The organism is Pseudomonas sp. NFACC02, from assembly GCF_900110765.1.
Classification (GTDB): domain Bacteria; phylum Pseudomonadota; class Gammaproteobacteria; order Pseudomonadales; family Pseudomonadaceae; genus Aquipseudomonas.
In genome coordinates this window covers 16795-41794 of the sequence record NZ_FOEO01000023.1, presented here as the reverse complement: position 1 = coordinate 41794, position 25000 = coordinate 16795, and the positions used below count along the sequence as shown (strand labels likewise).

Annotated in this window: 16 protein-coding genes; 5 read left to right on the top strand and 11 right to left on the bottom strand. The window is 60.3% G+C overall.

Annotated elements, in window-relative coordinates; genetic code table 11:
* Nucleotide 1: 1 nt before the first annotated feature.
* The 3 genes from BMY73_RS18180 to putA all read right to left on the bottom strand — a co-directional run bounded on the left by BMY73_RS18180 (nucleotide 2) and on the right by putA (nucleotide 7597).
* Nucleotides 2-1804 (bottom strand): acyl-CoA dehydrogenase, encoded by a 1803-nt coding sequence (locus tag BMY73_RS18180; protein WP_092408799.1) that lies wholly within the window; start codon nucleotides 1802-1804, stop codon nucleotides 2-4.
* Between the two features lie 202 nt (nucleotides 1805-2006).
* A complete protein-coding gene (locus BMY73_RS18175) occupies nucleotides 2007-3134 on the bottom strand; it encodes a hypothetical protein (RefSeq protein ID WP_092408797.1) in 1128 nt (375 codons plus the stop codon).
* 509 nt (nucleotides 3135-3643) lie between these two features.
* On the bottom strand, nucleotides 3644-7597 hold the full coding sequence (putA, locus tag BMY73_RS18170) for a trifunctional transcriptional regulator/proline dehydrogenase/L-glutamate gamma-semialdehyde dehydrogenase (protein WP_092408795.1): 3954 nt from the start codon (nucleotides 7595-7597) through the stop codon (nucleotides 3644-3646).
* Between the two features lie 353 nt (nucleotides 7598-7950).
* Between putA and putP the strand changes: the two genes are divergently transcribed.
* Nucleotides 7951-9435 (top strand): sodium/proline symporter PutP, encoded by a 1485-nt coding sequence (gene putP / locus BMY73_RS18165; RefSeq protein WP_062379174.1) that lies wholly within the window; start codon nucleotides 7951-7953, stop codon nucleotides 9433-9435.
* Nucleotides 9436-9502: 67 nt separating this feature from the next.
* Here putP and BMY73_RS18160 read toward each other — a convergent pair whose 3' ends face one another.
* Entirely contained in the window at nucleotides 9503-10174 is a 672-nt protein-coding gene (locus tag BMY73_RS18160; protein ID WP_062379172.1) for a polysaccharide lyase family 7 protein, read from the bottom strand.
* 306 nt (nucleotides 10175-10480) lie between these two features.
* Between BMY73_RS18160 and BMY73_RS18155 the strand changes: the two genes are divergently transcribed.
* Genes BMY73_RS18155 through BMY73_RS18145 form a run of 3 tightly spaced genes read left to right on the top strand, consistent with a single transcriptional unit; the run spans nucleotide 10481 to nucleotide 13514 of the window.
* Nucleotides 10481-12634 (top strand): two-component system response regulator, encoded by a 2154-nt coding sequence (locus BMY73_RS18155; protein ID WP_371914986.1) that lies wholly within the window; start codon nucleotides 10481-10483, stop codon nucleotides 12632-12634.
* Between the two features lie 39 nt (nucleotides 12635-12673).
* On the top strand, nucleotides 12674-13186 hold the full coding sequence (locus BMY73_RS18150) for a YgjP-like metallopeptidase domain-containing protein (protein ID WP_062379169.1): 513 nt from the start codon (nucleotides 12674-12676) through the stop codon (nucleotides 13184-13186).
* Between the two features lie 31 nt (nucleotides 13187-13217).
* Complete coding sequence (locus BMY73_RS18145; protein ID WP_062379168.1) at nucleotides 13218-13514, top strand: winged helix-turn-helix domain-containing protein; 297 nt, start codon at nucleotides 13218-13220, stop codon at nucleotides 13512-13514.
* Between the two features lie 159 nt (nucleotides 13515-13673).
* Here the strand turns inward: BMY73_RS18145 and BMY73_RS18140 are convergent, their stop codons facing one another.
* Nucleotides 13674-14132 (bottom strand): GNAT family N-acetyltransferase, encoded by a 459-nt coding sequence (locus tag BMY73_RS18140; protein WP_092408791.1) that lies wholly within the window; start codon nucleotides 14130-14132, stop codon nucleotides 13674-13676.
* Nucleotides 14133-14457: 325 nt separating this feature from the next.
* Here BMY73_RS18140 and BMY73_RS18130 point away from each other — a divergent pair, with 325 nt between their 5' ends.
* Nucleotides 14458-15195 (top strand): substrate-binding periplasmic protein, encoded by a 738-nt coding sequence (locus tag BMY73_RS18130; RefSeq protein ID WP_062379163.1) that lies wholly within the window; start codon nucleotides 14458-14460, stop codon nucleotides 15193-15195.
* Here BMY73_RS18130 and yccS read toward each other — a convergent pair.
* The 6 genes from yccS to BMY73_RS18100 all read right to left on the bottom strand — a co-directional run bounded on the left by yccS (nucleotide 15176) and on the right by BMY73_RS18100 (nucleotide 24943).
* Nucleotides 15176-17383 carry a YccS family putative transporter gene (gene yccS / locus BMY73_RS18125; RefSeq protein ID WP_092408787.1) on the bottom strand — a complete coding sequence of 736 codons (2208 nt, stop codon included), beginning with the start codon at nucleotides 17381-17383 and terminating at the stop codon, nucleotides 15176-15178. The genes BMY73_RS18130 and yccS overlap by 20 nt on opposite strands.
* Nucleotides 17384-17644: 261 nt before the next feature.
* Entirely contained in the window at nucleotides 17645-18823 is a 1179-nt protein-coding gene (locus BMY73_RS18120) for a BaiN/RdsA family NAD(P)/FAD-dependent oxidoreductase (protein WP_092408785.1), read from the bottom strand.
* A gap of 165 nt (nucleotides 18824-18988) precedes the next feature.
* Nucleotides 18989-20368, bottom strand: a complete 1380-nt coding sequence (dbpA, locus tag BMY73_RS18115) for an ATP-dependent RNA helicase DbpA (RefSeq protein ID WP_082060726.1) — start codon at nucleotides 20366-20368, stop codon at nucleotides 18989-18991.
* A 242-nt stretch (nucleotides 20369-20610) separates the two neighbouring features.
* A complete protein-coding gene (gene mdtD / locus BMY73_RS18110; protein ID WP_092408783.1) occupies nucleotides 20611-22053 on the bottom strand; it encodes a multidrug transporter subunit MdtD in 1443 nt (480 codons plus the stop codon).
* Between the two features lie 122 nt (nucleotides 22054-22175).
* Nucleotides 22176-23501, bottom strand: coding sequence for a TldD/PmbA family protein (locus BMY73_RS18105; RefSeq protein WP_092408781.1), 1326 nt, complete (start codon nucleotides 23499-23501; stop codon nucleotides 22176-22178).
* The gene (locus tag BMY73_RS18100) at nucleotides 23501-24943 is read right to left on the bottom strand and encodes a TldD/PmbA family protein (protein WP_092408779.1); all 1443 of its coding nucleotides are present in this window, start codon (nucleotides 24941-24943) and stop codon (nucleotides 23501-23503) included. The genes BMY73_RS18105 and BMY73_RS18100 overlap by 1 nt, the downstream gene beginning before the upstream one ends.
* Nucleotides 24944-25000: the final 57 nt, after the last annotated feature.

Sequence of the window (25000 nt, the reverse complement as noted above, 5' to 3'; positions counted from 1 at the left end):
GTTAAAACCAGTCGTCCTGCATCGACAGGCACAGGTCATCACGGGCCTGCAAAATCGCCAGCTCGTGATGACATGCCGGGACCTCCCACGTCAGGAAGTACCGCGCTGCCTGGAGTTTGCCTTTGTAGAAATCTGCGTCCGCCGTGTTGCCGGTTTTCAATCCTTCCTGCGCGCGGATGGCTTGTTCCAGCCAGCGCCAGCCGATGACGGTGTGCCCAAAGGCCTTTAGGTACAGCGCTGAGTTGGACAGGGTTGCAGTGACTTTGCCTTGAGCGAGGTCGGTCAGCAATTCCAGGGTGACCGACTGGAGGCGAGCGACGAGTTGCTCCAGCGGCTGGCGCAGGGTGGACAGCGAGTCATGCGCCTGTGCTCGCTCACAGGTGTCGGCAATTAACCAGACCAACTGCTTGAGGCCTGCGCCGCCGTTTTGCGCCAGTTTGCGCCCCAGCAGGTCCAGCGACTGAATGCCGTGGGTGCCTTCATGAATCGGATTGAGGCGGTTGTCACGGTAGTACTGCTCCACCGGGTATTCGCGGGTATACCCGTGACCGCCGAGAATCTGGATCGCCAGTTCGTTGGCCTTGAGGCAGAACTCCGATGGCCAGGATTTGACGATGGGCGTCAGCAGGTCGAGCAGTTCATGGGCGAGCTTGCGTTGTTCGTCGGTTTCGCCGGTCTGGGTGTCGTCGAACAGGCGCGCGGCATACAACCCCAGATCGAATGCACCCTCGACGTACGCTTTCTGGGTCAGCAGCATGCGTTTCACGTCGGCATGCTCAATGATCGGGACCGGCGCGCTCTCGGGATTCTTGCTGTCCGGGAGCCGACCCTGCGGACGCTCGCGTGCGTAATCCAGTGAATAGAGGTAACCGGCGTAACCAAGCATGACCGCGCCCATGCCGACGCCAATCCGGGCTTCGTTCATCATCTGGAACATGTAGCTCAGGCCCTGATGCGGCTTGCCGACCAGATAGCCGACACAGTGACCTTTATCTCCAAAATTCAGTGCAGTGGACGTCGTACCGCGCCAGCCCATCTTGTGAAACAGTCCGGCCAGCAGCACGTCGTTGCGCGGGCCAGGACTTCCGTCGTCGTTGACCAGAAACTTCGGCACGATAAACAGTGAAATGCCTTTCACTCCCGGCGGTGCGTCAGGAAGCTTTGCCAACACCAGATGAACGATGTTTTCCGACAGCGGGTGATCGCCGCCGGAGATAAAAATCTTGTTGCCGCGCAGCCGGTAAGTGCCGTCTTCGGCAGGTTCGGCGCGCGTGCGAATGTCCGACAGCGACGAACCGGCATGGGGCTCGGTCAGTGCCATGGTGCCGAAGAAGCGTCCTTCGATCATCGGTTGCAGAAAGCGCTTTTTCTGGTCATCGCTGCCGAAGTTGTCAATGAGATTCGCTGCGCCCATGGTGAGAAACGGGTAGGACGTCGATGCCGCGTTGGCCGACTGAAAATGCGCGAAGCAAGCCTGAGACAACAGCGTTGGCAGTTGCATGCCACCCGCGTCAAAATCGCGTGCTGCGTTCAAAAAACCGGCCTCAAGAAACGCATCCACCGCGGGCTTCACTTCCGGAATCAACACCGCCTCGCCGTTCTCGTAACGGGGCTCGTTCTCGTCGTTCTTGCGGTTGTGCGGCGCGAAATGTTTTTCGGCGATGGTCCGCGCGGTGGTAATCGCCGCGTTGAAGGTTTCGCGGCTGTGCTCGGCAAAACGCTCACGTTGCGTCAACGCTTCGGCATCCAGCACTTCGTACAGCTCGAAAGCCAGATTGCGGGAACTGAGCAGCGTCTCGGACATGGCGGCGTACCTTTCGTTATGAATAGCTGAGAGTCTAGAGCGGTGCGGGGATCGGTTAGAAGAATGATCAATCTGGGTGATGGAGAGCTAGAACAGGTGGGGCGGTCGGTTTAGCCCGGGGCAGAAAATCCCCGGCAGCACGGACGACCTGCGAGAGCGGCCGGCCGTGCAGTCAAGACAGCGGATGCTGTTTAGTTAAGTGTCATCCGATCAAAAGCCGAAGTATCGCGGTGATCGATCCTTCAGTCCCTCCCACGAGCAAATTACCGTCGGGATCGATGGCCAACCGTTTGATGCTACTTAACACATCCTTTTCAAACTCAAGATGACCGTTCTGGCCGAAGCCAGTATCGCTTGAGCCATTTTCAAGATAACGCGATATTCCACAGATGGGTGCGGAGAAGTGCGCCACAAGAATGAGCCCATTTGTTTGAAGAGCGAGGTCTTCGCCGACAGTGCCAGCCAAGGTTAGGGGGTTCCCGTCATTGAAGTTTTCATCTATTACGCCCTCGGGGGTCAGTTTTATAAGAAAACCTGGTTCCATCCCGTCCACGCTGATAAGTCCCAGCACACCACCGTCATCCGTGACGACAACTTTACGGCAACGATTACCACTCCCGTTCGGGGTTTCGACCCTGTAGGTGCCTTCGTCAGCAAATTCGGATCTGACTTTTCCGTCAGGCGTCATGCAGGTGATGAACCCTTTGTTGTCCGCCATCCCCGACACGTAAATCAAAGAACGTTCTTTGTTGCTCGTAGCGCACCACGACTCAACAAAACGACCCTCTAAAAACAGCTGTTGCCCGTCTGTGCCAAATGTCGAATCGTTGCTGCCATCGGGCAGTCTGCGATGGAGGACGCCGCCTTCCTGGCTCGTTCCAGGGACCAGCAGCTTGTCGTCCGCCAGCCCCAGAATGCTGGGCGACGACCCCATGGTATCAATGGTGAAAAGCGCTGGTGACTTGCCGTTCAGGTCGAAGCGGGAGAGCATGACCTTATCGCCGGTGGGGGTGACGAGAAAGAGAAAACGTGTCGTCTTGGCGATGTCGGTAGCCCAAAGGGGGGAACTTGCCTCAGGTACGTGTGTGAAACCATCCAGTGTGTCTCCAAACGTAGTATCTGTTTCCCCGTTTTTCAGCAGGCGCCCAACGCCGGAAAAGCCTGGCGTAAAAGCCTCTCGGAGATACTTTCCATAGATAAGTATCGTGCCGTCAGCGGAAGGGTAGAGCCCTGGGAGGAAGTTGTAAAAATTTCCGGGTGTATAAATCAGTTGCTTTCCACGCTCGCCGAATGTGTCATCAAATTCAGCTGTTTTATTAGAAGCGTTCATTTTAATCTTTCCTGTGAGAATTAAATTTGATCTTTTTGGTGCTGTTGCCGGGCATCCGAAATCTTCCGATTTGCGTAGGCTCTGCTCGATCTGATCAAAGATTTTAAAATGAATCTACTGTCAGAAATGACAGTAGTGCTGTCCGCTAACTGTTCGAGTCAGCGTTTAATAGCGTGCGGATATAAAGATCGAAAGCCTACGTTCTATTTATGCGTGGGATATATGGCGCCGTTCCCTGGATTACACCGGATGCGCCTGATGATGCTTGGAACCTTCCTTCACAGACGGCGCTGATCAAGGCTAATGAGCTGGAAGCCGTCTGTGATGGAAAACCTCTAAAGGAATCAGCAATTCAGGACGTGAAGTTGCGCCACTGCTCTTTAGGCGTGCGCTTGCCCGCGATTGAGATCAGGCAGGCACCGATGTGGTGTCTGCGCTGACGCATCGCGGGCAAGCGCTCCTCCGTGGGTATTACGTTTCGCCAGCTCGATGAATCTGGCGCCCCGGAATTACCCGATCGTCATCAAGCTTGCGTTACCGCCTGCCGCTGCGGTGTTGACGCTCAATGCACGTTCGATCACCAGACGCTCCAGCGCGATGCCGGTTTCGCCTTTGGACAACCCGTGCACGCCGACGATGGCACCGCTGCGTTGTGCGACTTGCTCGCAGATGGCGCGCAGCTGATCGGAGTCGCCGTGGTGCAGGACGGCGTCAATGAGGACCTCGTCCTTGCTCCAGTCGCTCACCACCTGGATGCGGGCCTGAACGTCTTTCGGCAGGCGTTTGTACAGCGGTTTGCTCAGCTCGTTTTCCGGCACGACGGCCGTGCTGCCGACGGCCATTACAGCCGCCAGTTGGGTCAGCAGGTCAGTTTCGTCGTCGGCCAGGCACAGCACGTGCTCGCGGGGCAGGATGCTGTAGCTGTTGCGCTCGCCCGTCGGGCCCGCCAGCAAGCGAGTGACGCCGCTTTGCGATTGCTCGGCGAACTGTATACACAGCGCGTCGAGTTCCGTCAGTTGCTGGCTGGCCGCCCAGGCTTTCAGCGCGGTCAGCGGCTTGAGCAGGGTCTCACGCATACGGGTATCCGGCGCAGCCTCGGCATCGCGACGGGCGAACGACTTCTGCACGGCATCGACCGGGCGGGTCGACAGCAGGCGGTAAAGGTACAGCGGGCCGCCGGCTTTCGGACCCGTACCCGACAGGCCTTCGCCACCAAACGGTTGTACACCCACCACGGCACCGACGATGTTGCGGTTGACGTACATGTTGCCCGCGTTGACCGAGTCGATCACCTTGGCGATGGTTTCGTCGATGCGGGTGTGTACACCCAGCGTCAGGCCGTAACCCGAGGCGTTGATCTGTGCGATCAGTTGATCCAGCTCTTTGCGCTTGTAGCGCACGACGTGCAGGACCGGGCCAAAGATTTCGCGTTGCAGCTCATCGAAGCTTTCCAGCTCGATCAGGGTTGGCATCACATAAGTGCCGCGCTTGATTTCGTCGCTGTCCGCAATGGCGACCTGATAGACGTTACGGCCTTTGTCGCGCATGGCCTGGATGTGTTTCTCGATGCCGGCCTTGGCTTCGGCGTCGATGACCGGCCCGATGTCCACCGACAGGCGTTCCGGGTTGCCCAGGCGGTTTTCGGCCATGGCACCTTTGAGCATTTCGATGACGCGATCGGCGGAGTCCTCCTGCAAGCAGAGCACGCGCAACGCCGAGCAACGCTGACCGGCGCTGTCGAAAGCCGAAGACACCACGTCGATGACCACTTGTTCGGTCAGCGCCGACGAATCGACGATCATTGCATTCTGGCCACCGGTTTCGGCAATCAGCGGAATCGGGCGGCCCTGCGCATCGAGGCGACCGGCAATGTTGCGTTGCAACAGACGAGCGACTTCGGTGGACCCTGTGAACATCACACCTTTGACGCGCTCATCACCCACCAGCCGCGCGCCAACGGTTTCACCACGGCCCGGCAGCAGTTGCACGACACCTTCCGGAATGCCGGCTTCGAGCAGGATGCGCACGGCCTGTGCGGCCACCAGCGGCGTTTGCTCGGCAGGCTTGGCCAGCACGGGGTTACCGGCGGCCAGCGCTGCGGCGACCTGCCCCGTGAAAATTGCCAGCGGGAAGTTCCATGGGCTGATGCAGACCACAGGGCCCAACGGACGGTGTGCGTCGTTGCTGAAATCGTTGCGTGCCTGAACGGCGTAGTAACGCAGGAAGTCCACCGCCTCGCGCACTTCGGCGATGGCGTTGGCGTAGGTCTTGCCAGCTTCGCGGGCCAGCAGGCCCATCAACGGCTGGATGTCGGCTTCCATCAGGTCGGCGGCGCGCTCAAGGATAGCGGCGCGTTCGGCGGGCGGTGTGGCTTGCCAGATAGGGCCTGCGCTGAGGGCGCTGAGCAAGGCGTTGTCGACGTCCTCCACGCTGGCTTCCTGAACATGGCCCACCACGTCACGCAGGTCGGACGGGTTCAGGACAGGCGCTTCGGCGCCAGCGCTGACCGGACTGCCCAGCATCGGGCCGGCTTTCCAGTCATTGTGCGCGGTGGCGAGCAGTGCCGAGGACAGCGAGGCCAGCCGATGTTCGTTGGCCATGTCGATGCCGGCCGAGTTGGCGCGTTCGCGGCCATACAGCTCGCGTGGCAGCGGAATGCGTGGGTGCGGCAGACCAAAACCGCCTTCCTGCGTGGCCATGCGTTCGATGCTCGCCACGGGATCGGCGACCAGTTCCTGAATCGAGATCGCCTGGTCGGCAATCCGGTTGACGAATGAGGTGTTGGCGCCGTTTTCCAGCAGGCGACGAACCAGATAAGCCAGCAGCGTTTCGTGAGTCCCTACCGGGGCGTAAACACGGCACGGCCGGTTCAGCTTGCCGTCGGCGACCTTGCCGACCACCTGCTCGTAGAGCGGTTCGCCCATTCCGTGCAGGCACTGGAACTCGTACTGGCCGGGGTAGTAGTTCTGACCGGCAATGTGGTAGATCGCCGAGAGGGTGTGGGCGTTGTGAGTCGCGAACTGCGGGTAGATGACTTCCGGCACCGACAGCAGCTTGCGCGCGCAGGCAATGTAGGAAACATCGGTGTACACCTTGCGGGTATAGACCGGATAGCCTTCCAGACCTTCGACCTGGGCGCGCTTGATTTCACTGTCCCAGTACGCGCCTTTCACCAGACGGATCATCAGACGGTGGCGGCTGCGGCGGGCCAGATCGATCACGTAGTCGATCACGTACGGGCAGCGTTTCTGGTAAGCCTGAATCACGAAACCGATACCGTTCCAGCCGGTCAGTTGGGGTTCGAAGCAGAGGCGTTCAAGCAGGTCCAGCGACAGCTCCAGGCGGTCGGCTTCTTCGGCGTCGATGTTCAGGCCGATGTCGTATTGCTTGGCGAGCAGGGTCAGCGACAGCAGGCGCGGGTACAGCTCTTCCATCACACGCTCGTACTGCGCACGGCTGTAGCGCGGGTGCAGTGCCGACAGCTTGATGGAGATCCCGGGACCTTCGTAAATGCCTCGACCGTGCGACGCCTTGCCAATGGAGTGGATCGCCTGCTCGTACGAGGCCAGGTACTTCTGCGCGTCGTGTTCGGTCAGCGCCGCCTCGCCGAGCATGTCGTAGGAGTAACGGAAGCCTTTCGCTTCGAACCTGCTGGCATTGGCCAGCGCTTCACCGATGGTTTCGCCGGTCACGAACTGCTCGCCCATCAGGCGCATGGCCATGTCGACGCCTTTGCGGATCATCGGCTCGCCGGACTTGCCGATGATCCGGCTCAGCGTTGACGTCAGGCCGGCTTCATTGTGGGTGCTGACCAGCTTGCCGGTCAGCAGCAGACCCCATGTGGCGGCGTTGACGAACAACGACGGACTGTTGCCCAGGTGCGGCTGCCAGTTACCCGTGCTGATCTTGTCGCGGATCAGTGCATCGCGAGTGCCTTTGTCCGGGATGCGCAACAGCGCTTCGGCCAGACACATCAGGGCCACACCTTCCTGCGACGACAACGAGAACTCTTGCAGCAAGCCCTGCACGACACCGGCACGGCCACCCGCGCTCTTCTGGTTGCGCAGCTTTTCGGCTATCGAGGCCGCCAGCTTATGCGTAGCGTCTGCCATCGGGGCTGGCAGGCGTGCCTGTTCCAGCAACATCGGCACGACTTCTGGCTCGGGGCGGCGATAGGCCGACGTGATGGCTGCGCGCAATACGGATTGCGGCAGGATGCTTTCCGCAAATTCGAGAAACGCCTGATGGGCGTTATCCACAGGCAGCTCACCCTGGTCGTCGGCGTCCTTGCTGCCTTGACCGTTGAGTTCGCTCAGCGTTGCACCACCCTCGAGTTTTTCCAGGTAATTGAAAATCGCCTGCTTGATGAGCCAGTGCGGGGTCCGGTCAATGGACTGCGCAGCCGCTTTCAATCGCTCGCGGGTCGGGTCGTCGAGTTTGACACCCAGGGTGGTGGTCGCCATGTCTTGTCCTCTTGAGAGCCACGATGTGTGTGGCTATAGCTGTCGGCAAGAGTAGCTGTGCGAAAGTAAGGGTGCAACCGGGTGCAACCTGTTTTTTCCAGATATTTCCAAAGTGATCTTCGCCGACGCAGAAAGGGGGCGAAAACTAGCGCACGGCCTTGGTGCTTGCGGGTTGTGCGGCGCATTGCGGTGCGCGAAAAACGGGCATGAAAAAACCGGTTACTGGATTTCATGTGCAAAAGTCGACATCAATTCTCATCTTCGGGTTGCGCCCCGGTTGCGATGTTGACTAGCATGCCCGCCCCTGGTGCAACCCGTTGCTCCTGCCATAAAAACAACGCACGGACACAAAAATGAGCGTCAGCAATCCAACCTTGATCACGTTTGTGATCTACATCGCGGCCATGGTCCTGATCGGCCTCATGGCCTATCGCTCCACCAACAACCTGTCGGATTACATTCTTGGCGGACGGAGCCTGGGCAGCGTCGTGACGGCGTTGTCAGCGGGCGCTTCCGACATGAGTGGCTGGTTGCTCATGGGCCTGCCCGGCGCTATTTACATGTCGGGCCTGTCGGAAAGCTGGATCGCCATCGGGCTGATCGTCGGCGCCTATCTGAACTGGCTGTTCGTCGCCGGTCGCTTGCGCGTCCAGACCGAACACAACGGCGATGCATTGACCCTGCCGGATTACTTCGCCAGTCGATTCGAAGACACCAGCGGCCTGCTGCGGGTGATTTCGGCCATTGTGATTCTGGTGTTCTTCACGATCTATTGCGCTTCGGGCATCGTTGCCGGTGCGCGTCTTTTCGAAAGCACCTTCGGCATGTCCTACGAAACGGCGCTATGGGCTGGCGCTGCCGCCACCATCGCCTACACCTTCATCGGCGGCTTCCTCGCCGTGAGCTGGACCGATACGGTGCAGGCCACGCTGATGATCTTTGCCCTGATCCTCACGCCCATCATCGTGCTGCTGGCCACCGGCGGCGTCGACACCACGTTCCTGGCCATCGAGGCGAAAGATCCGACCAGCTTCGACATGCTCAAGAACACCACCTTCATCGGAGTGATTTCCTTGATGGGCTGGGGGCTGGGTTACTTTGGCCAACCGCATATCCTGGCGCGTTTCATGGCCGCAGATTCGGTCAAGTCGATCGCCAAGGCTCGCCGTATTTCCATGACATGGATGATCCTGTGCCTGGGCGGAACGGTCGCCGTGGGCTTCTTCGGCATCGCCTACTTCTCGGCGCACCCTGATGTGGCCGGTCCCGTGACCGATAACCATGAGCGTGTGTTCATCGAACTCGCCAAGCTCTTGTTCAATCCATGGATCGCCGGCGTGCTGCTCTCGGCGATTCTGGCGGCGGTCATGAGCACGTTGAGCTGTCAGTTGCTGGTGTGCTCGAGCGCGCTGACCGAAGACTTCTACAAAGCTTTCCTGCGCAAGCATGCTTCGCAGCGCGAACTGGTGTGGGTCGGTCGTGCGATGGTGTTGCTGGTGGCATTGATCGCCATCGCCCTCGCTGCCAACCCTGAGAACCGCGTGCTGGGGCTGGTCAGCTACGCATGGGCAGGCTTTGGTGCTGCGTTCGGTCCCGTGGTGCTCATCTCGGTGATCTGGAAAGGCATGACCCGCAACGGCGCATTGGCCGGCATTGTCGTCGGCGCCCTCACGGTCGTGCTCTGGAAGCATTTCGAACTGCTGGGGCTGTACGAAATCATTCCGGGCTTCATTTTCGCCAGCATTGCCATCGTCCTGTTCAGCCTGCTGGGGAAAGGCCCTACGGCCGGCATGCAGGCGCGATTCGACGCAGCGGAGAAAGAGTACCGCGCGGCGTAAATCGTCGGCCTTAAAAAAGCCCGCGTTTCTGGAAGCGCGGGCTTTTTGCGTGTGGGAAGGCGTCGGGTCAGGATTTGTTGTGGTCGATATCCAGATTGAAGAACATCACCTTGCCGCCTTCGCTGGTGTACCCGGTGTGGTCCTGGGTATAGACCCCGGCCTTGAAGTACAGCTGCTGCTTGCTCCAGGTGGCACTGATGCGGTCGCCCCAGATCCTGTCGCGCGCCTTCACGGTGAGCAGTCCGGCCTTGTTGAGATGGATGACGTAATTGAAGGTTTCGTTGAGAGAGATGCCTTCAGCGATGGTGAAGATGCGCGGCTTCTTGTCGTCGGGATGGAATCGCACCTTGGCGACGATGACCCCGTCCTTGGTAGCATCCTGGTACTGATATTCGAGTTTCAACAGCGGCTGAGTGCTTTCGTACACATGGATCTGACCGATCACCACCCGCCCGGAGGACGGCACCTGAATGACCTTGAGTTTGGCGTTCAGAAAGTTGTCGGCATCGGTATAGGTCCAGTTATGGAGCGTGCCGTTGGACCAGGTTTCGCGCAACTCGGTGCGGGGGTAGATCGCGTTGGCGGTCTTCGCGCCGGTCACTGGCGCCCAGAAGGTGATGTTCGATGAGCCAGAGGTGAAGTATTTGTCGTCGTAACCCTGAACCAGTTGTTTCGTTTCGATGGTGGCGGGTGGCGAGCCCACGGGAATGCTCAGATTCCAGGTTCCCAAATCAATCATTATGTCTTTCGTCCGATATGTCTCATTGCCAGTAAACGTGTCTGGCGCAAGGGTTTGAGGGGTACTCCTTATACGTTTCACGCCCCGGTTTGTTAACGGGAATCCGTCGAGCGGATGAGGGCAATGTGCCGCGATTTTTGCTGCGCGTCAGAGGGGGAGCACGGCTCAGGGGCGGCGACCGTTAGTCGGGTTGGATCCTGATTTAGGATGGCAAAACGGTGGCCCAGCTTCTTTTTTTTTCATTCAGGTCTAGAGTAAACCCCAATCGGATCATGGGCGGAGCCCTTCACAAGGCAGTAGAAGTGAATGAGTAGCAGCATGGAATGCGCGCAGTCCCAGCCATCCAATGGCAAGTCAGTCTTGTTGGTCGTCGACGACTACCCAGAAAATCTGGTTACGATGCGTGCCGTCCTGCAGCGGCAGGACTGGGAAATCGTCACGGCCAGTTCCGGCATGGAGGCGTTGGGTCTGCTTCTTGATGTTGACGTCGACCTCGTTCTGCTCGATGTGCAGATGCCCGACATGGACGGCTTTGAAGTCGCTCGCCTGATGCGTGGCAGTCAGCGAACCCGCCTGACGCCGATCATCTTTCTGACCGCCAACGAACAATCACGTGACGCTGTGCATAAAGGCTATGCCAGCGGCGCGGTGGACTACCTGTTCAAACCGTTCGATCCCAACATCCTCAAGCCCAAGGTCCAGGCCCTGCTGGAGCATCAGCACAACCGGCGTGCCTTGCAGAAGCTCAGCCGCGAGCTGGAGTCCGCGCGAGCGTTCAACGCCTCGGTCCTGGCCAATGTTGCGGAAGGCATTCTGGTGGTCAACGAGGACGGCATCATCAGCTTTGCCAATCCGGCGATCTGCCGATTGCTGGGCATGACCGATGGCGAGCTGCGAGGCACCGGGCTGGGCTGCTATCTGCAGGAGCCGGTCGTGACCGAATGGACCGACTCGGGGTTCTATCATCACTACCGACGCGCCGACACTTACCGGGTCCACGATGCGGTCATGCGCACACCCGAGGGGCGCCAGTTGCCGGTGGCATTGTCCTGTGCCCCTTTGCCGGAAGAACAGAAAGCGATGGTGTTGAGCGTGCTCGACATGTCGGTGGTGCGCGATCTCTACAGTCAGCTCGAACAACAGGCCGTGACCGATTCGCTGACCGGTCTGCTCAATCGTCGCGGCTTCTACCAGACCGTAGAAGGCATGTTGGTGCGCAACGAGCATGTCGGTAAGTACCTGGTGGTCTTGTACCTCGATCTGGACGGCTTCAAGCACGTGAACGACTCGCTGGGCCATGATGCCGGTGATCAGGTGCTGGTCTGGGTGGCCGAGCAATTGAAGGAATCCCTGCGTCCTTATGACGTGCTGGCGCGCATGGGCGGCGACGAGTTCGTGGTCGTGATCGACGGGCTCGACTTTCCCGAGCACGCCGCCAAAGTCGCGGAAAAACTGATTGATCGCGTGTCTGCACGGCGCCATGTCGATGGTATCGAGGCGACATTGGGGGCCAGTGTCGGGATCGCGGTGTACCCGGACTGCGGCACTAACCTGGACGGCTTGTTGCGTGCGGCGGACATCGCCATGTATGAAGCCAAGCGCGCTGGCCGTCATCAATACCGTTTCTATGACCAGTACATGAATGGCCGGGCCCGTTCCCGGTTGATGCTCGAAGAGAGCGTGCGCACGGCGATCGAAGGCAAAGACTTCTCCATCGTTTACCAGCCCCAGATCAACGTGGTCACGGGGCGAACCCGCGGCTTCGAAGCGCTGTTGCGATGGAATCATCCGGACGCAGGCGATGTGCCTTCCAGCCTGTTCATTCCGCTGCTGGAGGAAACCCGGCTGATCAACAAGCTCGGCGGCTGGATCTTTGAGCAAGGCGCTGCGCAACTGCAACGGTGGGAGGGGATCTTTCCGGCCGATCTGGTGATGAGTGTGAGTGTCAGCCCGGCACAATTCAGCATGCCCAATCTGGCCGCCGAACTGCAGCGCGCCATGAGCATTCACGGCTTGCAACCGCGCCAGCTGGAGGTTGAAATCACTGAGCCTTCGCTGGTCCACAATCTGGTGCACAGTCGCAAGCAACTGCAAAGTCTGCACGAAATCGGCGTACGCGTTTCGCTGGATGACTTCGGCGCCGGTGACAGCTCGCTGGCCCATCTGCGAAACCTCGACCTGGATACGCTGAAGATCGACCGCCACTTCATCAGCGGCATGATGAGCTCTCCGCGTGACCTTGCCGTGGCGCGCACGATCATGGACCTGTGCCGAACGCTGAACATCGACGTCATCGCCGAGGGCGTGGAAACCCTTGAGCAGTATCAATGGCTGGTGGTCAATGGCTGCGAGATCATTCAGGGTTTCCTGCTGGCGCATCCGATGACGCCGGACGAGGCCGTGCGCTTTGTCGAGCCGATCATTCTGCCAACGACGCACCCGCTGCTTGAAAAGCACTGACGCGGTAGACTGGCGCCCTTTCACTCCTTCGATCTGAACATGACCGTTACTGCGACAACGCCGCTCAAATACCTGCAGGCCTATCCGGCCTCATTGCAGGATCAGGTCCGGCAACTGATTGCTCAGGACAAACTCGGCGCCTATCTGGAGCAACGCTACCCGGGGCGTCATGACGTGCAGAGCGACAAGGCGCTGTACGCGTATGCGCTCTCGCTCAAGCAGGAATACCTGCGCAACGCGCCGGGGATCGACAAGGTGCTCTTCGACAACCGCCTGGACCTGACGCATCGCGCATTGGGCCTGCACACCACGGTGTCGCGTGTGCAGGGTGGCAAGCTCAAGGCGAAGAAGGAAATCCGCGTCGCGTCATTGTTCAAGGAGGCAGCCCCCGAGTTCCTCAAAATGATCGTGGTTCATGAGCTCGCGCACTTCAAGGAGACCGAGCACAACAAGGCGTTCTACAAGCTGTGCGAACACATGCAGCCGGGTTACCACCAGTTGGAATTCGACCTGCGCATCTACCTGACGTGGCGGGACATGCAACAGGGCTAGCCACCACCTTTTCTTCGACAAGGACCTGACGATGGACGTCAGCAAGACCAAAAGCAGCTTTTACCGTCGCCTGTACGTGGCGTACCTGATCGACAGTGGAATCGCCAGCAGCGTACCCGCGTTGACCGACGTTACCGGCATGCCGCGTCGCACTGCACAGGACACCCTCGTGGCGTTGGCCGATCTGGATATCGTCTGTGAGTTCGAGCAACTGGACGGCGGGCGTAACCACGCAGGCAGCTACCGGATTCGCGATTGGGGCGCGATCGACAGGCAATGGATTGTGCGCAACCTTGAGCAGGTCAAGTCGGTGCTGGGATATCCCTGAGCCAGTACGACGGGGATCTGGCATCTGTAGGCGCTGGCGTGCTGCGGGCGACGTTTCGAGGACGGCAATACGTCTGACACCGCTACGGTGAATCACACACCGCATTCGCTGCCTTCGTGACCTCCGACGTCTCCTACGAGGACTTCAGATGTCCGGGACTCAATCCAGATCCCGGCGCATGCCGATGTGCGGGATGCCGTCTTCGACATACACCTCGCCCACCGGATTAAAACCATAACGGCTGTAGTAACCCTGGAGATGCGCCTGCGCTGACAGATAAATCGGTTGATCCGGCCAGTTGCGCTCGGCATGCTCCAGCGCCTGTACCATCAATTCATGGCCCATGCCCTTGTTGCGCATTGACGGAGCAGTCACCACGCGGCCGATGGTCACGTCACCGTTCTGCTGGATCGGGTCCAGCAGGCGCAGATACGCCACCAGTTCTTCGTTTAGCCACGCCATCAAATGCCGGGTGTCGCCCAGTAAATCCTGGCCGTCGACGTCCTGATACCAGCATTTCTGTTCCACCACGAACACCTGCGCGCGCAGCTTCAAGATCGCGTACAGCTGCTCTTTGCTCAGGGCGGTATGGTGTTTGCAAATCCAGTTGATTGACATGTCGCCAGCTCACGAAAAGAAGTCCATGCCGGATACTAAACGCATATTGCTGTCAGCCCAACGTCACCGTGTGGTGGCCATTCGTTCGTGGTTGCAGAAACCGTTGCAGTCTTGTGCAACTTTTTTGAACGACCGCACAAACTTCGCCTTCTTAAGAGTTGTGGAAAACGCAGAACACGGCTTCAATGAAGGCCACTTGCTATCGCCCTTCATCGCCTTATCCGGGCCATGCACGTTGCCCGTCGCTCGCATCAGGGACGTCACAGCGTCGTTTTTTGACCGCTGAAACAATTGCAGACTGGCTGTCTGCCTAAGGATCTTGAGCATGTCGCATTTGCTTCGAGCCATGGTTCTATTGGGGTTGCTGCTGGTCGCGCAGGATGCTCTGGCGCAGAAGCTGCGTATGGCGGGGGACGCGTGGGCGCCTTATTCGGATGTTTCGTTACTTAACGGCGGGCTCTCTACGGACTTGGTACGCACGGCATTCGGCCGTGCCGGTTACACCACCGAATACGAGCAAGTGCCGTGGGCGCGGGCTGTTCATGGCGTCAGCGAGGGGCGCTACGACATCCTGATCAATGCCTGGTACAGCGAAGAGCGTACGCGCATCGGTCAGTTTTCCGGCGATTACCTGGTCAACCGTCTGCGCTTTCTCAAGCGCAAAAGCTCAAGCATCGGGTTTCAGGACCTGGCCCAGCTACATCCGTATTCAATCGCCGTGGTGCGCAGTTACGCGTACTCGCCAGCGTTCGACGGCGATGCCGATTTGAAAAAGGTCCCGGTCGCAAGCTTCTCGACCGCCGTGCGCATGTTGGCGGCGGGGCGCGTGCAATTGACCGTTGAAGACGAGTACGCGGCACGTTTCGCGCTGGCACGAGAGCCTGATGAGGTGCGCGACAACGTCGAATTCCTGCCCGGATCACTGAGTGAAAACGGGCTGCATATTCTGGTCAGCCTGAAGAATCCCGATCACGAAAAAATCGTCGCGGACTTCAATAGCGCTATCGCTGCCATGAAAGCCGACGGCAGCTATGACAGGTTGTTCAAGCTGCACGGTCTGTAATGTCTGAGGTTTTCTCCGGCGCCTTGATCAGGTGCGCGGCCAGCGTGCGCAATGGCCCGAGCTGGCGACAGATCAAGGCCAACTGGGTCTGTACCAGTCGCTGTGCCTCGTCGATCTCTTCGGGCATCTGCTCCAGGTCCGCAGCCAGGGCTTCCTCCTCATCGCTGTGCACGGCTACGGGTTGCCGCGTTGCCAGGCTCTGGGCGATCTCATCGATGCTCGACGCCAGATGCGCACCGGCGCCTTCAATCAAATGCTCGCGCGCATCGCTCGGTAACTGGGTTTCCCGATGCGCGCCAAGGCCTGACAGGTAGCTGAGCAGCGTGTGCGACAGCACCAGAAAGCGGAAGCCCACATCCGCTTCCTTCCTGAAGTGTCCTGGCTCCATCAGCATGTTCGCCAGTGTGGTCGACAATGCGGCATCGGCGTTGTGGGCATTGCGCCGGGCAAGCCGATAGGCCAGGTCGTCGCTTTTGCCTTGTGCGTATTGCTGCATGATCTGGCGCAGGTAAATGCTGTTGCAGGACAACGTGTTGGCCAGCACTTTGTTCAGGCGACGCCCTTGCCAGTCGGGCAGGAACAACAGCACGGCCAGGCCGGCAATCAGGCTGCCCAGTAAGGTATCCATCAGGCGTGGCAGGAACAGGCCGTATCCGTTTCCGACCTGATTGAAGCAGAACAGGATCATCACGGTGATCGCAGCCGTCGACAGGGTGTAGCGCGTGGTGCGGTTGACGAAGAACACCACGCCGGCCAGCACCGCGCACATCGATTGCAGGACGGGCGTGGTGATCAGGTCGAACAGAATCCAGCCAGCGGTCAGGCCGATGGCCGTGCCGATGATCCTTTGGCCGAGTTTGCGTCGGGTGGCGCCGTAGCTCGGCTGACAGACAAAGACCGTGGTCAGGATGATCCAGTAACCCTGAGACGCGTGAATCAGGTGAAGCATGATGTAGCCGACCACCAGCGCCAGCGGCAGACGCAGGGCGTGCCTGAATAACAGTGAAGTGGGGGTCAGCTGCAGGCGGATACGGGTGACGACGTCTTTGAGGTTGCGCGGAGAACGGTCCAGCAAGCTGCTGTCGGTGGCATCGGCGAGCGCGTCCGGGTTACTGGCATCGCTGAGCAGCCGGTCCAGCGTTGCCAGGTTATTGGCCAGTGCACGCAGTGAACGCAGCAAACCGCGCCAGGCGGGGTTGCTCTGAATCCTCAGGTGTTCGAGCGAGGCGCGTAAGTCATCCAGCGCATGGGCGAAGCTGTCGTCATAGATGAACGGCTGGCGCAACTGGATCGACACCGACAGGTCGCGGCAGGCTTTGCCCTGTTGGCGCAGCAGACGCTGACAGCGGAACAGTACGTCGCTGTGGAAGAACGCCTCGGCCAGCGAGTTGTAGGGGTAATGCGAGGAACTGGCGCGCTCGTGGATGTCCTGGGCGAGGAAGTACAGTTTCAGGTAGCGACTGACCTTGGAACCAGGACGCCCGCTGCCGACCCGATTGAGGATGATTTCCTTGGTCACGTTAAGCGCGGCCACGACCTTGCCATTCTGTTTGGCCAGCTCAAGGCGCCGGGCTTCCACGTCCAGGGTGCGGATCGGCTCGAACAGTTCCGATTTCAGCTTCAGGTACAAGCCCAGTTCGCGGAACAGCCGCGCCAGTGCCTGCTGCACGGGCTGGTTGGAAAACAGCATCTGCCACAGCACGGACAGCAGGCCGTACCACGCTGCTCCCGCCACCAGCAGCATGGGCTCATGCCAGAAGTCAGTGACCTCACCGCCGCGCTGGTCCACGCCGATCATGGTGTAGACCGAGAGAATCAGCGTCGCATAGGCAATGGCACCGTAACGCTCGCCCAGCGCGCCAAGCATCGTCAGGCAGAACGCGGCCAGCGCGAAGGCGCAGATGAACAGAACGGGGTAGGGGAACAGCAACTCCACGGATAATGCCGCGATGCTGAAGCACACCAACGTTACGGCCAATGCGTTGAGGCGGCCTTGCCAACTGTCGTCCGTCTCGGACAGGGCGCTGGCGATAATCCCGAGGAACAACGGGATGACCAGCGACATCTCATTCTGGTACCAGCACAAAGCCATGCTGCCGGTCAGGGCAATGAAAACCCGCACACTGTAGGAAAACTTGTCCAGCGCCCAGAGGCGGCGGAGGGTATTGCGCAACGATTTCGATGCCATGAACGCTGACGGCCTTGTTCGCGATGGTTTCTGCTGGATGATATGTACAGCGCCCGGTGCGTGCTGTACATCCGCTTAGCAAAATTTATTCCGAATGCGCCATCGTCACCCACCCTGTACAAGCTGCCGGAGGTTACGACCGTGGCGAAGGCGGTCTTGCGGCCGCCAGAGGTGCGTTGAATGTCCCGGCCTCTTCGCGACCCTCGTAACCTCGGATTGCTCCTGCAGGGGCTTGTCATTGCATCACATGGCGACGTTGGCTCAGACGTACTGCGCCGCCGCATACGCCGAGGCCCAGGCCCACTGGAAGTTGAAGCCGCCCAGATGCCCGCTGACGTCCAGCACTTCACCGATGAAGTACAGCTTTGGCGATTTCAGCGACTCCATGGTTTTGGAGGACACCTCCCGCGTGTCGATCCCGCCCAGCGTCACTTCGGCCGTGCGGTAACCTTCGGTGCCGGCGGGAACCACTTGCCAGCTCGACAGTTTATTGGCGATGTCGGCCAGTTCGGCGTGGGTGTACTGCTTCATCGGCTTGGACACGAACCACTGTTCTGCGATGAGGTTGGCCATCTTCTTGGTGAAGACCTCGCCGAGCAGGGTCTTCAGTTCGCTGTTGGGGCGTTCGGTTTGTTGCTCGGTCAGCCAGCCGTGGGCGTCGTGATCGGGCATCAGGTTGATGTCCACGGCATCGCCCGGATGCCAGAACGAAGAAATCTGCAGGATCGCCGGACCGCTGAGGCCGCGATGGGTGAACAGGATATTCTCGCGGAAGCTGACGTCGTTGCAGCTGACGAGGCAATCCACCGAGGTGCCGGTCAGTTCGGTACACAATTCCTTGAGCTGGTCGGTGATGGTGAACGGCACAAGGCCTGCGCGTGTAGGCAGCAGGGTGTGGCCGAACTGCTTGCCGACCTGATAGCCGAAACCCGTGGCACCCAGTGTCGGAATCGACAGGCCGCCCGTGGCGATCACCAGCGACTCGCAGCTGATGTTGCCCAACGTAGTGTCCAGCAGGTAGCCGGTCTCGGTTTTCTCGATGGTCTGGACGGACGTGTCCATGTGCAGGCTGACGCCTGCATCGTCGCACTCGCGGAGCAACAGGCTGAGGATGTCGCTGGACTTGTTGTCGCAGAACAGCTGGCCGAGCTTCTTCTCGTGGTACGGCACGCCGTGTTTACCGACCAGCGCAATGAAATCCCACTGGGTGTAGCGGGCCAGCGCCGATTTGCAGAAGTGCGGGTTCTGCGAAAGGAAATTAGCGGGTTCGGTGTACAGGTTGGTGAAGTTGCAGCGGCCACCGCCCGACATGAGGATTTTCTTGCCCGGCTTGTTGGCGTGATCGATCAGCATCACCTTGCGGCCTCGATTGGCCGCGGTGAAGGCACACATCAAACCTGCGGCGCCAGCGCCGATGATCACAACGTCAGTAACGGGCAAAGCGGAGTCCTCAGGAGAATCGGTGGTGTGTCAGAAGGCTTGATCGTGCCCACGCTCTGCGTGGGAACGCATTGTGCGACGCTCCGCGTCGCCGGGACGCGGAGCGTCCGGTACGGCATTCCCACGCAGAGCGTGGGAACGATCAATGACGCGGTACTGGATGGATTAAAGAATCCGCACCCGCAATGACTTGCCTTTGATCTTGCCGTTGTTCAGCCGCTCCAGCGCCTGTTTGGCAATGCTGCGTTCCACCGCAACATACGCCTGGTAATCGAAGATCGCGATCTTGCCAACCTGAGTACCAGGCACGCCCGCTTCGCCGGTCAACGCGCCAAGGATGTCGCCCGGACGGAGTTTGTCCTTGCGGCCCGAACCAATGCACAGGGTTGTCATCGGTGGCAGCAGCTTGCCGCCTTCCTTGCGCGTCAACTGGTCGTACTGCTGCCAGTTCAGCGGCGCTTTCTGCAGTTCTTCGACGGCGCGAGCGCGTTGGCTTTCGCCCGGCGCAACAAGGCTGACCGCAATGCCGGTTTCGCCCGCGCGACCGGTACGGCCCACGCGGTGAATGTGAATTTCCGAGTCGCGGGCCAGCTCGACGTTGATCACCATGTCCAGCGCATCGATGTCCAGGCCACGGGCGGCGACGTCGGTCGCCACCAGCACCGAGGTGCTGCGGTTGGCGAACATGGCCAGCACCTGGTCGCGATCACGCTGCTCCAGATCGCCGTGCAGGCCCACGGCCGACATGCCCTTGGCCGTCAGGTGATCGACCACGTCCTGAACCTGTTGTTTGGTGAAGCAGAACGCCACGCAGGACTGCGGACGGAAATGGTCGAGGACCTTCACCACCGCTTCCAGACGTTGCTCGGGTGAAATTTCGTAGAAGATCTGCTCGATCTGGCTGTCGGCGTGCAGCGCTTCGACCTTCACGGTCTGCGGATCGCGCATGAACTTCGAGGCCAGTTGCTTGATGCCGACCGGGTAAGTGGCGGAGAACAGCAGCGTCTGACGGCGCTCCGGGGTCTGCTCGATGATGTCCGCGATCGCGTCGTAGAAACCCATGTCGAGCATGCGGTCGGCTTCGTCGAGGACCAGTGTGTTCAGGCCATCCAGCACCAGCGAACCTTTGCGCAAGTGCTGCTGGATACGACCCGGCGTGCCCACGATGATATGCGCGCCGTGCTCCAGCGAGCCGATCTGCGGGCCGAAGGACACGCCGCCGCACAGGGTCAGGACCTTGATGTTGTCTTCGGCGCGGGCCAGACGACGGATTTCCTTGGCGACCTGGTCCGCCAACTCGCGAGTCGGGCACAGGATCAGTGCCTGGCAGCCGAAGTATCGCGGATTGATCGGGTTCAGCAGGCCGATACCGAAGGCCGCGGTCTTGCCGGAGCCGGTCTTGGCCTGGGCAATCAGGTCCATGCCCTTGAGCATCACCGGCAGGCTCTGCGCCTGAATCGGCGTCATCTCGGCATAACCAAGGGACTCCAGGTTAGCCAGCATGGCGGCGGAAAGGGGCAGTGAATTGAACGCGGTGTTAGTCACAAGGGAGGCCTGCAAAACAAAATGTCGCGCAGTGTATCAGGTCGCGGGCCCCGCCTTGGGGGCGTGGGCGATAAATGGTGGTGGAATCCAGGCGCGAATAATCGATCACGCCACCCTGTACCTGCGGGAGCGAGCTTGCTCGCGAATGCTAAGTCTCAGCCGCCGAAGCTCCGGCGGATGTACCGGCCTCTTCGCGAGCAAGCTCGCCCCCACAGGTGATCATTGTCACCCCCGGACGTGCATCACGCCTCGATTTCAGGCTCCGTCTGCGGCTTGCGCGGTGGATTCTCCGGCGGCATACGCGGCGACAGTTGCAGGAAAATCGACGCGGCCAGCATCGCCAGCACGCCCACGCACAGGAACGTCAACTGGAAGGCACCCAGCACACTGCTGACCTCGCCGGTCGACACATCGTCCGTAAACCCGCCCAGCAATGCGGCCGCGCAGGCGACACCCAGGCTCAGCGACAACTGAGCCACCACCGACAGCAGGCTGTTGCCGCTGGCTGCGCTGGCGTCATCCAGATCGATCAGGGTGACGGCATTCATCGCCGAGAACTGCAGCGAGTTCACGCCCCCGAGCAGGGCCAGATGAATCAACAGAAACCAGTACGGCGTGTCGGCATCGACCAGTGACATGCTCGCCAGCAGCATCCCGAGCAGCAACGTGTTGCCGGTCAGCACAATGCGATACCCCAGACGCTCGATGGCTCGCGTGGCCAAGGGCTTGGCGAACATCGCCGCCAGCGCCAGCGGGATCATGCTCATCCCGGCGTGCGAGGGCGAGTAACCCAATGCCACTTGCAGCATCAGCGGCACGAGAAAGGGCAACGCACCGCTGCCCAGTCGCGCAAACAGGTTGCCCATGATGCCGACGGCAAAACTTCGGGTGCGAAACAGCGATGCCGAAAACAGCGGCGACTCTACGTGCCCCGCCCGCAGCCAGTACGCGGCCAGACAGGCCATTCCGCCGAACAGCAGCATCACCACGCGCAAGTGCGGCAGATGCAGTTCGCCCAGGCCTTCCAGGGCGATGGTGATCAGCACCATCGACGCGCCGAACAACGCAAAGCCCACCAGATCGAAACGTGTGCGACCGCCACCCTGCAGATCCGGGATGAACTTGCGCACGGCAAAACAACCGAGGATGCCGACCGGGATATTGATCAGAAAGATCCAGTGCCAGCTCAGGTATTCCACCAGCCAGCCGCCCACCGTCGGGCCCATCAGCGGGCCGAGCAGGGCGGGCATGGTAATGAAACTGAGGGTGCGCACCAGCTCCGTTCGCGGGTAAGCGCGCAGCACGATCAACCGGCCCACCGGCATCATCAGCGCGCCCCCCAGGCCTTGAACCACACGCGCGGCGACCAGCATGCCGAGTGAGTTGGCGACCGCACACAGCAGCGAGCCGAAGCTGAACAGCAGAATGGCACTAAAGAAAATGCGCTTGATCCCGAACCGGTCGGAAATCCAGCCCGACGCGGGGATCAGCAAGGCAATCGTCAGCATGTAGGCAATGATCACCGACTGCATGCGCAACGGGTCTTCGGACAGCGAGCGGGCCATGGACGGCAATGCGGTGTTGAGGATCGTTCCGTCCAGGCTTTGCATGAAAAAGGCAATGGCGATAACCCAGGGCATCCAGCGCAGGGTTCGGGCGTCGAGCTGCGGGGTGGTGGTCGGCATGTGAAGTTCGTGGTCCTTGCTGGTTGTGTATAACTTGGGGAGGTCTCGCAGTTGCTGTAGGAGCGCGCTTGCCCGCGATTGCGGCCCAGACCACGCGCGCTCCTACAAGTGTGCTGCGTTTGTCAAAGGGTCAACGTCAGCTTGCTCACCAACGCCCCCGGCAGCAGGTTAGAGGCTGTCTGACGTTGACTGTAGGTACTTGTCGACAGAATGAGTTCCCTTTGCGCAGTCAATTGTTCGAGCGCGCTGCCGAGCAGGCTGAAAATACTGTCGTCGAAGCGCATGGTGTTCACCGGCGCCTTGATCTGGCCATCTTCGACCCAGAACGTCGCAAAGCGCGTCATTCCCGTGATCCGCCCGGCGGTGCGGTCGGAGAAATTCAGATACCACAGGTTGCTGATGTACAGGCCGGTGCCCAGTTCCTTGAGCACATCGTCCAGCGCCAGCGAGCCGCCGTTCATGCTCAGCGCACTGGGCGATTCACCCCACCCGGCGCCGTTGGCGATCAGGCCGTACTCGGCCGCGCTGCGTGAATCGATCAGGCGATCCTTCGCAATGCCCCCCACCACCAGCGACAGGTCGGCGCGTGGATAACCTTCACCCGAGAACGCTGGCGACAATGAGCCCGTGACCTGCTCATCCAGACCCACCAGCGGATTCAGCGTTGCGTGACCGTCATAAAGACGCTGCAGCGGACTGGTCTTGTCCGCCAGCGACTGCGCCGAGAAGCCGCCCCAGCACAGCATGCCTATAACCTCTTCCAATGCCGCCGGCGCCAGGTACGCCCGGTATTGGCCCGGCGGCAATGGGTGGGCCGGATGCCCCAGGAACTCAAGCTGCTCGCGGGCGAGGGCGAAACGCTGGGAGAATGCTTCATCGTCCCACGTGTGACCCGCGTAATTGGCTTTCACGGCCTGACCGTTTTCGTGGAACAGGCTCCAGTCAAAATTGAAGCTGTTGGCCTGATGCCAACCCAGCGCGCCGCTTGAGCTGGCGAACCCTCGGTAGATCGGTCCGGCGGCGTAGATGCCGACCAGGTCCAGACCTTCGCCCGACTGCGCGATCTGCTCGACGACATGAGCGCTATCCGGCAGCGGTACGTCCTGGATGTTGCTGCTGTGCCAGGGGGCTTCGTTGAGCAGCAGGTACGGATCGACCGGCAACAGTGTCAGTGTCTCGCGCAGTTGGCCAAGGGCTTCACTCAAACGCTGACGGTCCATCGCCTCATCGCCTGACAGCGTCAGGTTCAGGTCGGCGTGGCGGCCGTCTTCGATCAGCTTGAACGACACGCTCGCCTGCTGCACATGACCGGCCTGGCGCACCTTGGCGTGGTTGAAGCGAATGAAGTCCGACGCCTCGGCGTTATAGCTCAGCGTGAAGCGTTCCTGACCTGTGACAGCGCCGCGCAGCCAATCGACCAGGGCATTGAATTGAGCTTGATGGGACATCAGGCATCACCTCCGAAAACATCGACGTTGGTGAACACACAGGCGGGCGAGGCATGGCCAACGCGCACCACTTGGTTGGGCTCGCCCTTGCCGCAGTTCGGCGTGCCAAGGACCTTGAAGGTGCTTGCGTCACCGACGGCGCTGAGGTTGCGCCAGAATTGCGCGGAAATGGCGCGGTAGTTCGGGTTTTTCACGACACCCTTGAGCTCGCCGTTCTCGATCAACTGACCCCACTCGCAGCCGAACTGAAATTTGTTGCGCGCATCGTCGATCGACCACGAGCGGTTGGTGCTCATCAAAATGCCGTGCTCGATACCGCCAATCAGTTGTGCCATCGACTGGTCGCCCGGCTCGATGTTGAGGTTGGCCATGCGGTCGATGGGCGCCCGGTTCCAGCTGCAGGCGCGGCTGTTGGCGACGCCTTCCATACCGGAGCGGTATTGCGACAGCGCGCCACCCAGCGGCCGCTGCAGAATCCCTTCCTTGATCAGGAATTGCTTGGTGGCGGGCGTGCCATCGTCGTCGTAGCCGTAACTTGCCAGTTGCTCGGGGATGTCCGGGTCAAAGGTCACGTTGAGCAGGTCCGAGCCATAGCGCAGGGTGCCGAAGTCGCTGGCCTTGACGAAGCTGGTGCCGGCGTAGTTGCGCTCGTCACCGAGAATGCGGTCCAGCTCCAGCGGGTGGCCGATGGACTCGTGGATTTGCAGGATCATTTGATCGGGCGTCAGCAACAGGTCGCGGGGGCCGCTTGGGGTGTTGGGCGCCAGGATCAGTTGCAGCGCCTGATCGGCGACGTGGGCCGCCGCACCGATGATGCCGCAGGCGGTAATGACTTCCGCGCCGCCTTGCTGGCCGAAGTTGTCGCGACCCAGGCTGCGGGTCTGGCTGTCTTTGCCGTCATAGGCGGTGACGCTGAGGCCGGGGAAGACAAAGCGCTGCGCCTGACGGATTTCGGCCCCCGCGCTGTTCAGGTAAATCTGCTCGACGTTTTCCAGCCCCAGACTGACTTGCCAATTGACCAGTCGATCGTCCTTGGGCACGGAGGCGGATTCGCTGCCGAGCAGGGCATAACAATCGCTGAGCGATGGGAAGGCGCTGGTCAGGTTCGGTGAGAGATAGTCAGCACGGCTCGTCGCCACAGCCTGCTCGCGCAGGTCGAGCAATGCGTGCGGGGCGAGCATGCGGGCCTGAGCTTCGGCCCGTTCGAGCGCGGCCTGTAAACCCTGTTGCGAGAGGTCGTTGGTGGCCGCGTACGCTTCGACCCCGTCAATGCGTACGGTCAGCATCGCACCTTCGTCAGTGCTCAGCTGCGGCGGTTCGGCGACGTTCTTGCGCACGGTCAGGTGCTGACTGGTTTGTTTGACGTAGCGCAGGGAGAAAAATCGGGCGCTGCTCTGCAAGGCGGCGAACCGCTGCTTGAGTTGAGCGGAGAAGTCGAACATGCAGGAAGGCTCCTTGGCGATTCGGACAGGCACGGTTCGAATCATAGCGCGCTTGAG

Bases quoted from the DNA above. Each gene is read 5' to 3' on its own strand.
- BMY73_RS18180 (WP_092408799.1), bottom strand. From the start codon at position 1,804: ATGTCCGAGACGCTGCTCAGTTCCCGCAATCTGGCTTTCGAGCTGTAC.
- BMY73_RS18175 (WP_092408797.1), bottom strand. From the start codon at position 3,134: ATGAACGCTTCTAATAAAACAGCTGAATTTGATGACACATTCGGCGAG.
- putA (WP_092408795.1), bottom strand. From the start codon at position 7,597: ATGGCGACCACCACCCTGGGTGTCAAACTCGACGACCCGACCCGCGAG.
- putP (WP_062379174.1), top strand. From the start codon at position 7,951: ATGAGCGTCAGCAATCCAACCTTGATCACGTTTGTGATCTACATCGCG.
- BMY73_RS18160 (WP_062379172.1), bottom strand. From the start codon at position 10,174: ATGATTGATTTGGGAACCTGGAATCTGAGCATTCCCGTGGGCTCGCCA.
- BMY73_RS18155 (WP_371914986.1), top strand. From the start codon at position 10,481: ATGAGTAGCAGCATGGAATGCGCGCAGTCCCAGCCATCCAATGGCAAG.
- BMY73_RS18150 (WP_062379169.1), top strand. From the start codon at position 12,674: ATGACCGTTACTGCGACAACGCCGCTCAAATACCTGCAGGCCTATCCG.
- BMY73_RS18145 (WP_062379168.1), top strand. From the start codon at position 13,218: ATGGACGTCAGCAAGACCAAAAGCAGCTTTTACCGTCGCCTGTACGTG.
- BMY73_RS18140 (WP_092408791.1), bottom strand. From the start codon at position 14,132: ATGTCAATCAACTGGATTTGCAAACACCATACCGCCCTGAGCAAAGAG.
- BMY73_RS18130 (WP_062379163.1), top strand. From the start codon at position 14,458: ATGTCGCATTTGCTTCGAGCCATGGTTCTATTGGGGTTGCTGCTGGTC.
- yccS (WP_092408787.1), bottom strand. From the start codon at position 17,383: ATGGCATCGAAATCGTTGCGCAATACCCTCCGCCGCCTCTGGGCGCTG.
- mdtD (WP_092408783.1), bottom strand. From the start codon at position 22,053: ATGCCGACCACCACCCCGCAGCTCGACGCCCGAACCCTGCGCTGGATG.
- BMY73_RS18105 (WP_092408781.1), bottom strand. From the start codon at position 23,501: ATGTCCCATCAAGCTCAATTCAATGCCCTGGTCGATTGGCTGCGCGGC.
- BMY73_RS18100 (WP_092408779.1), bottom strand. From the start codon at position 24,943: ATGTTCGACTTCTCCGCTCAACTCAAGCAGCGGTTCGCCGCCTTGCAG.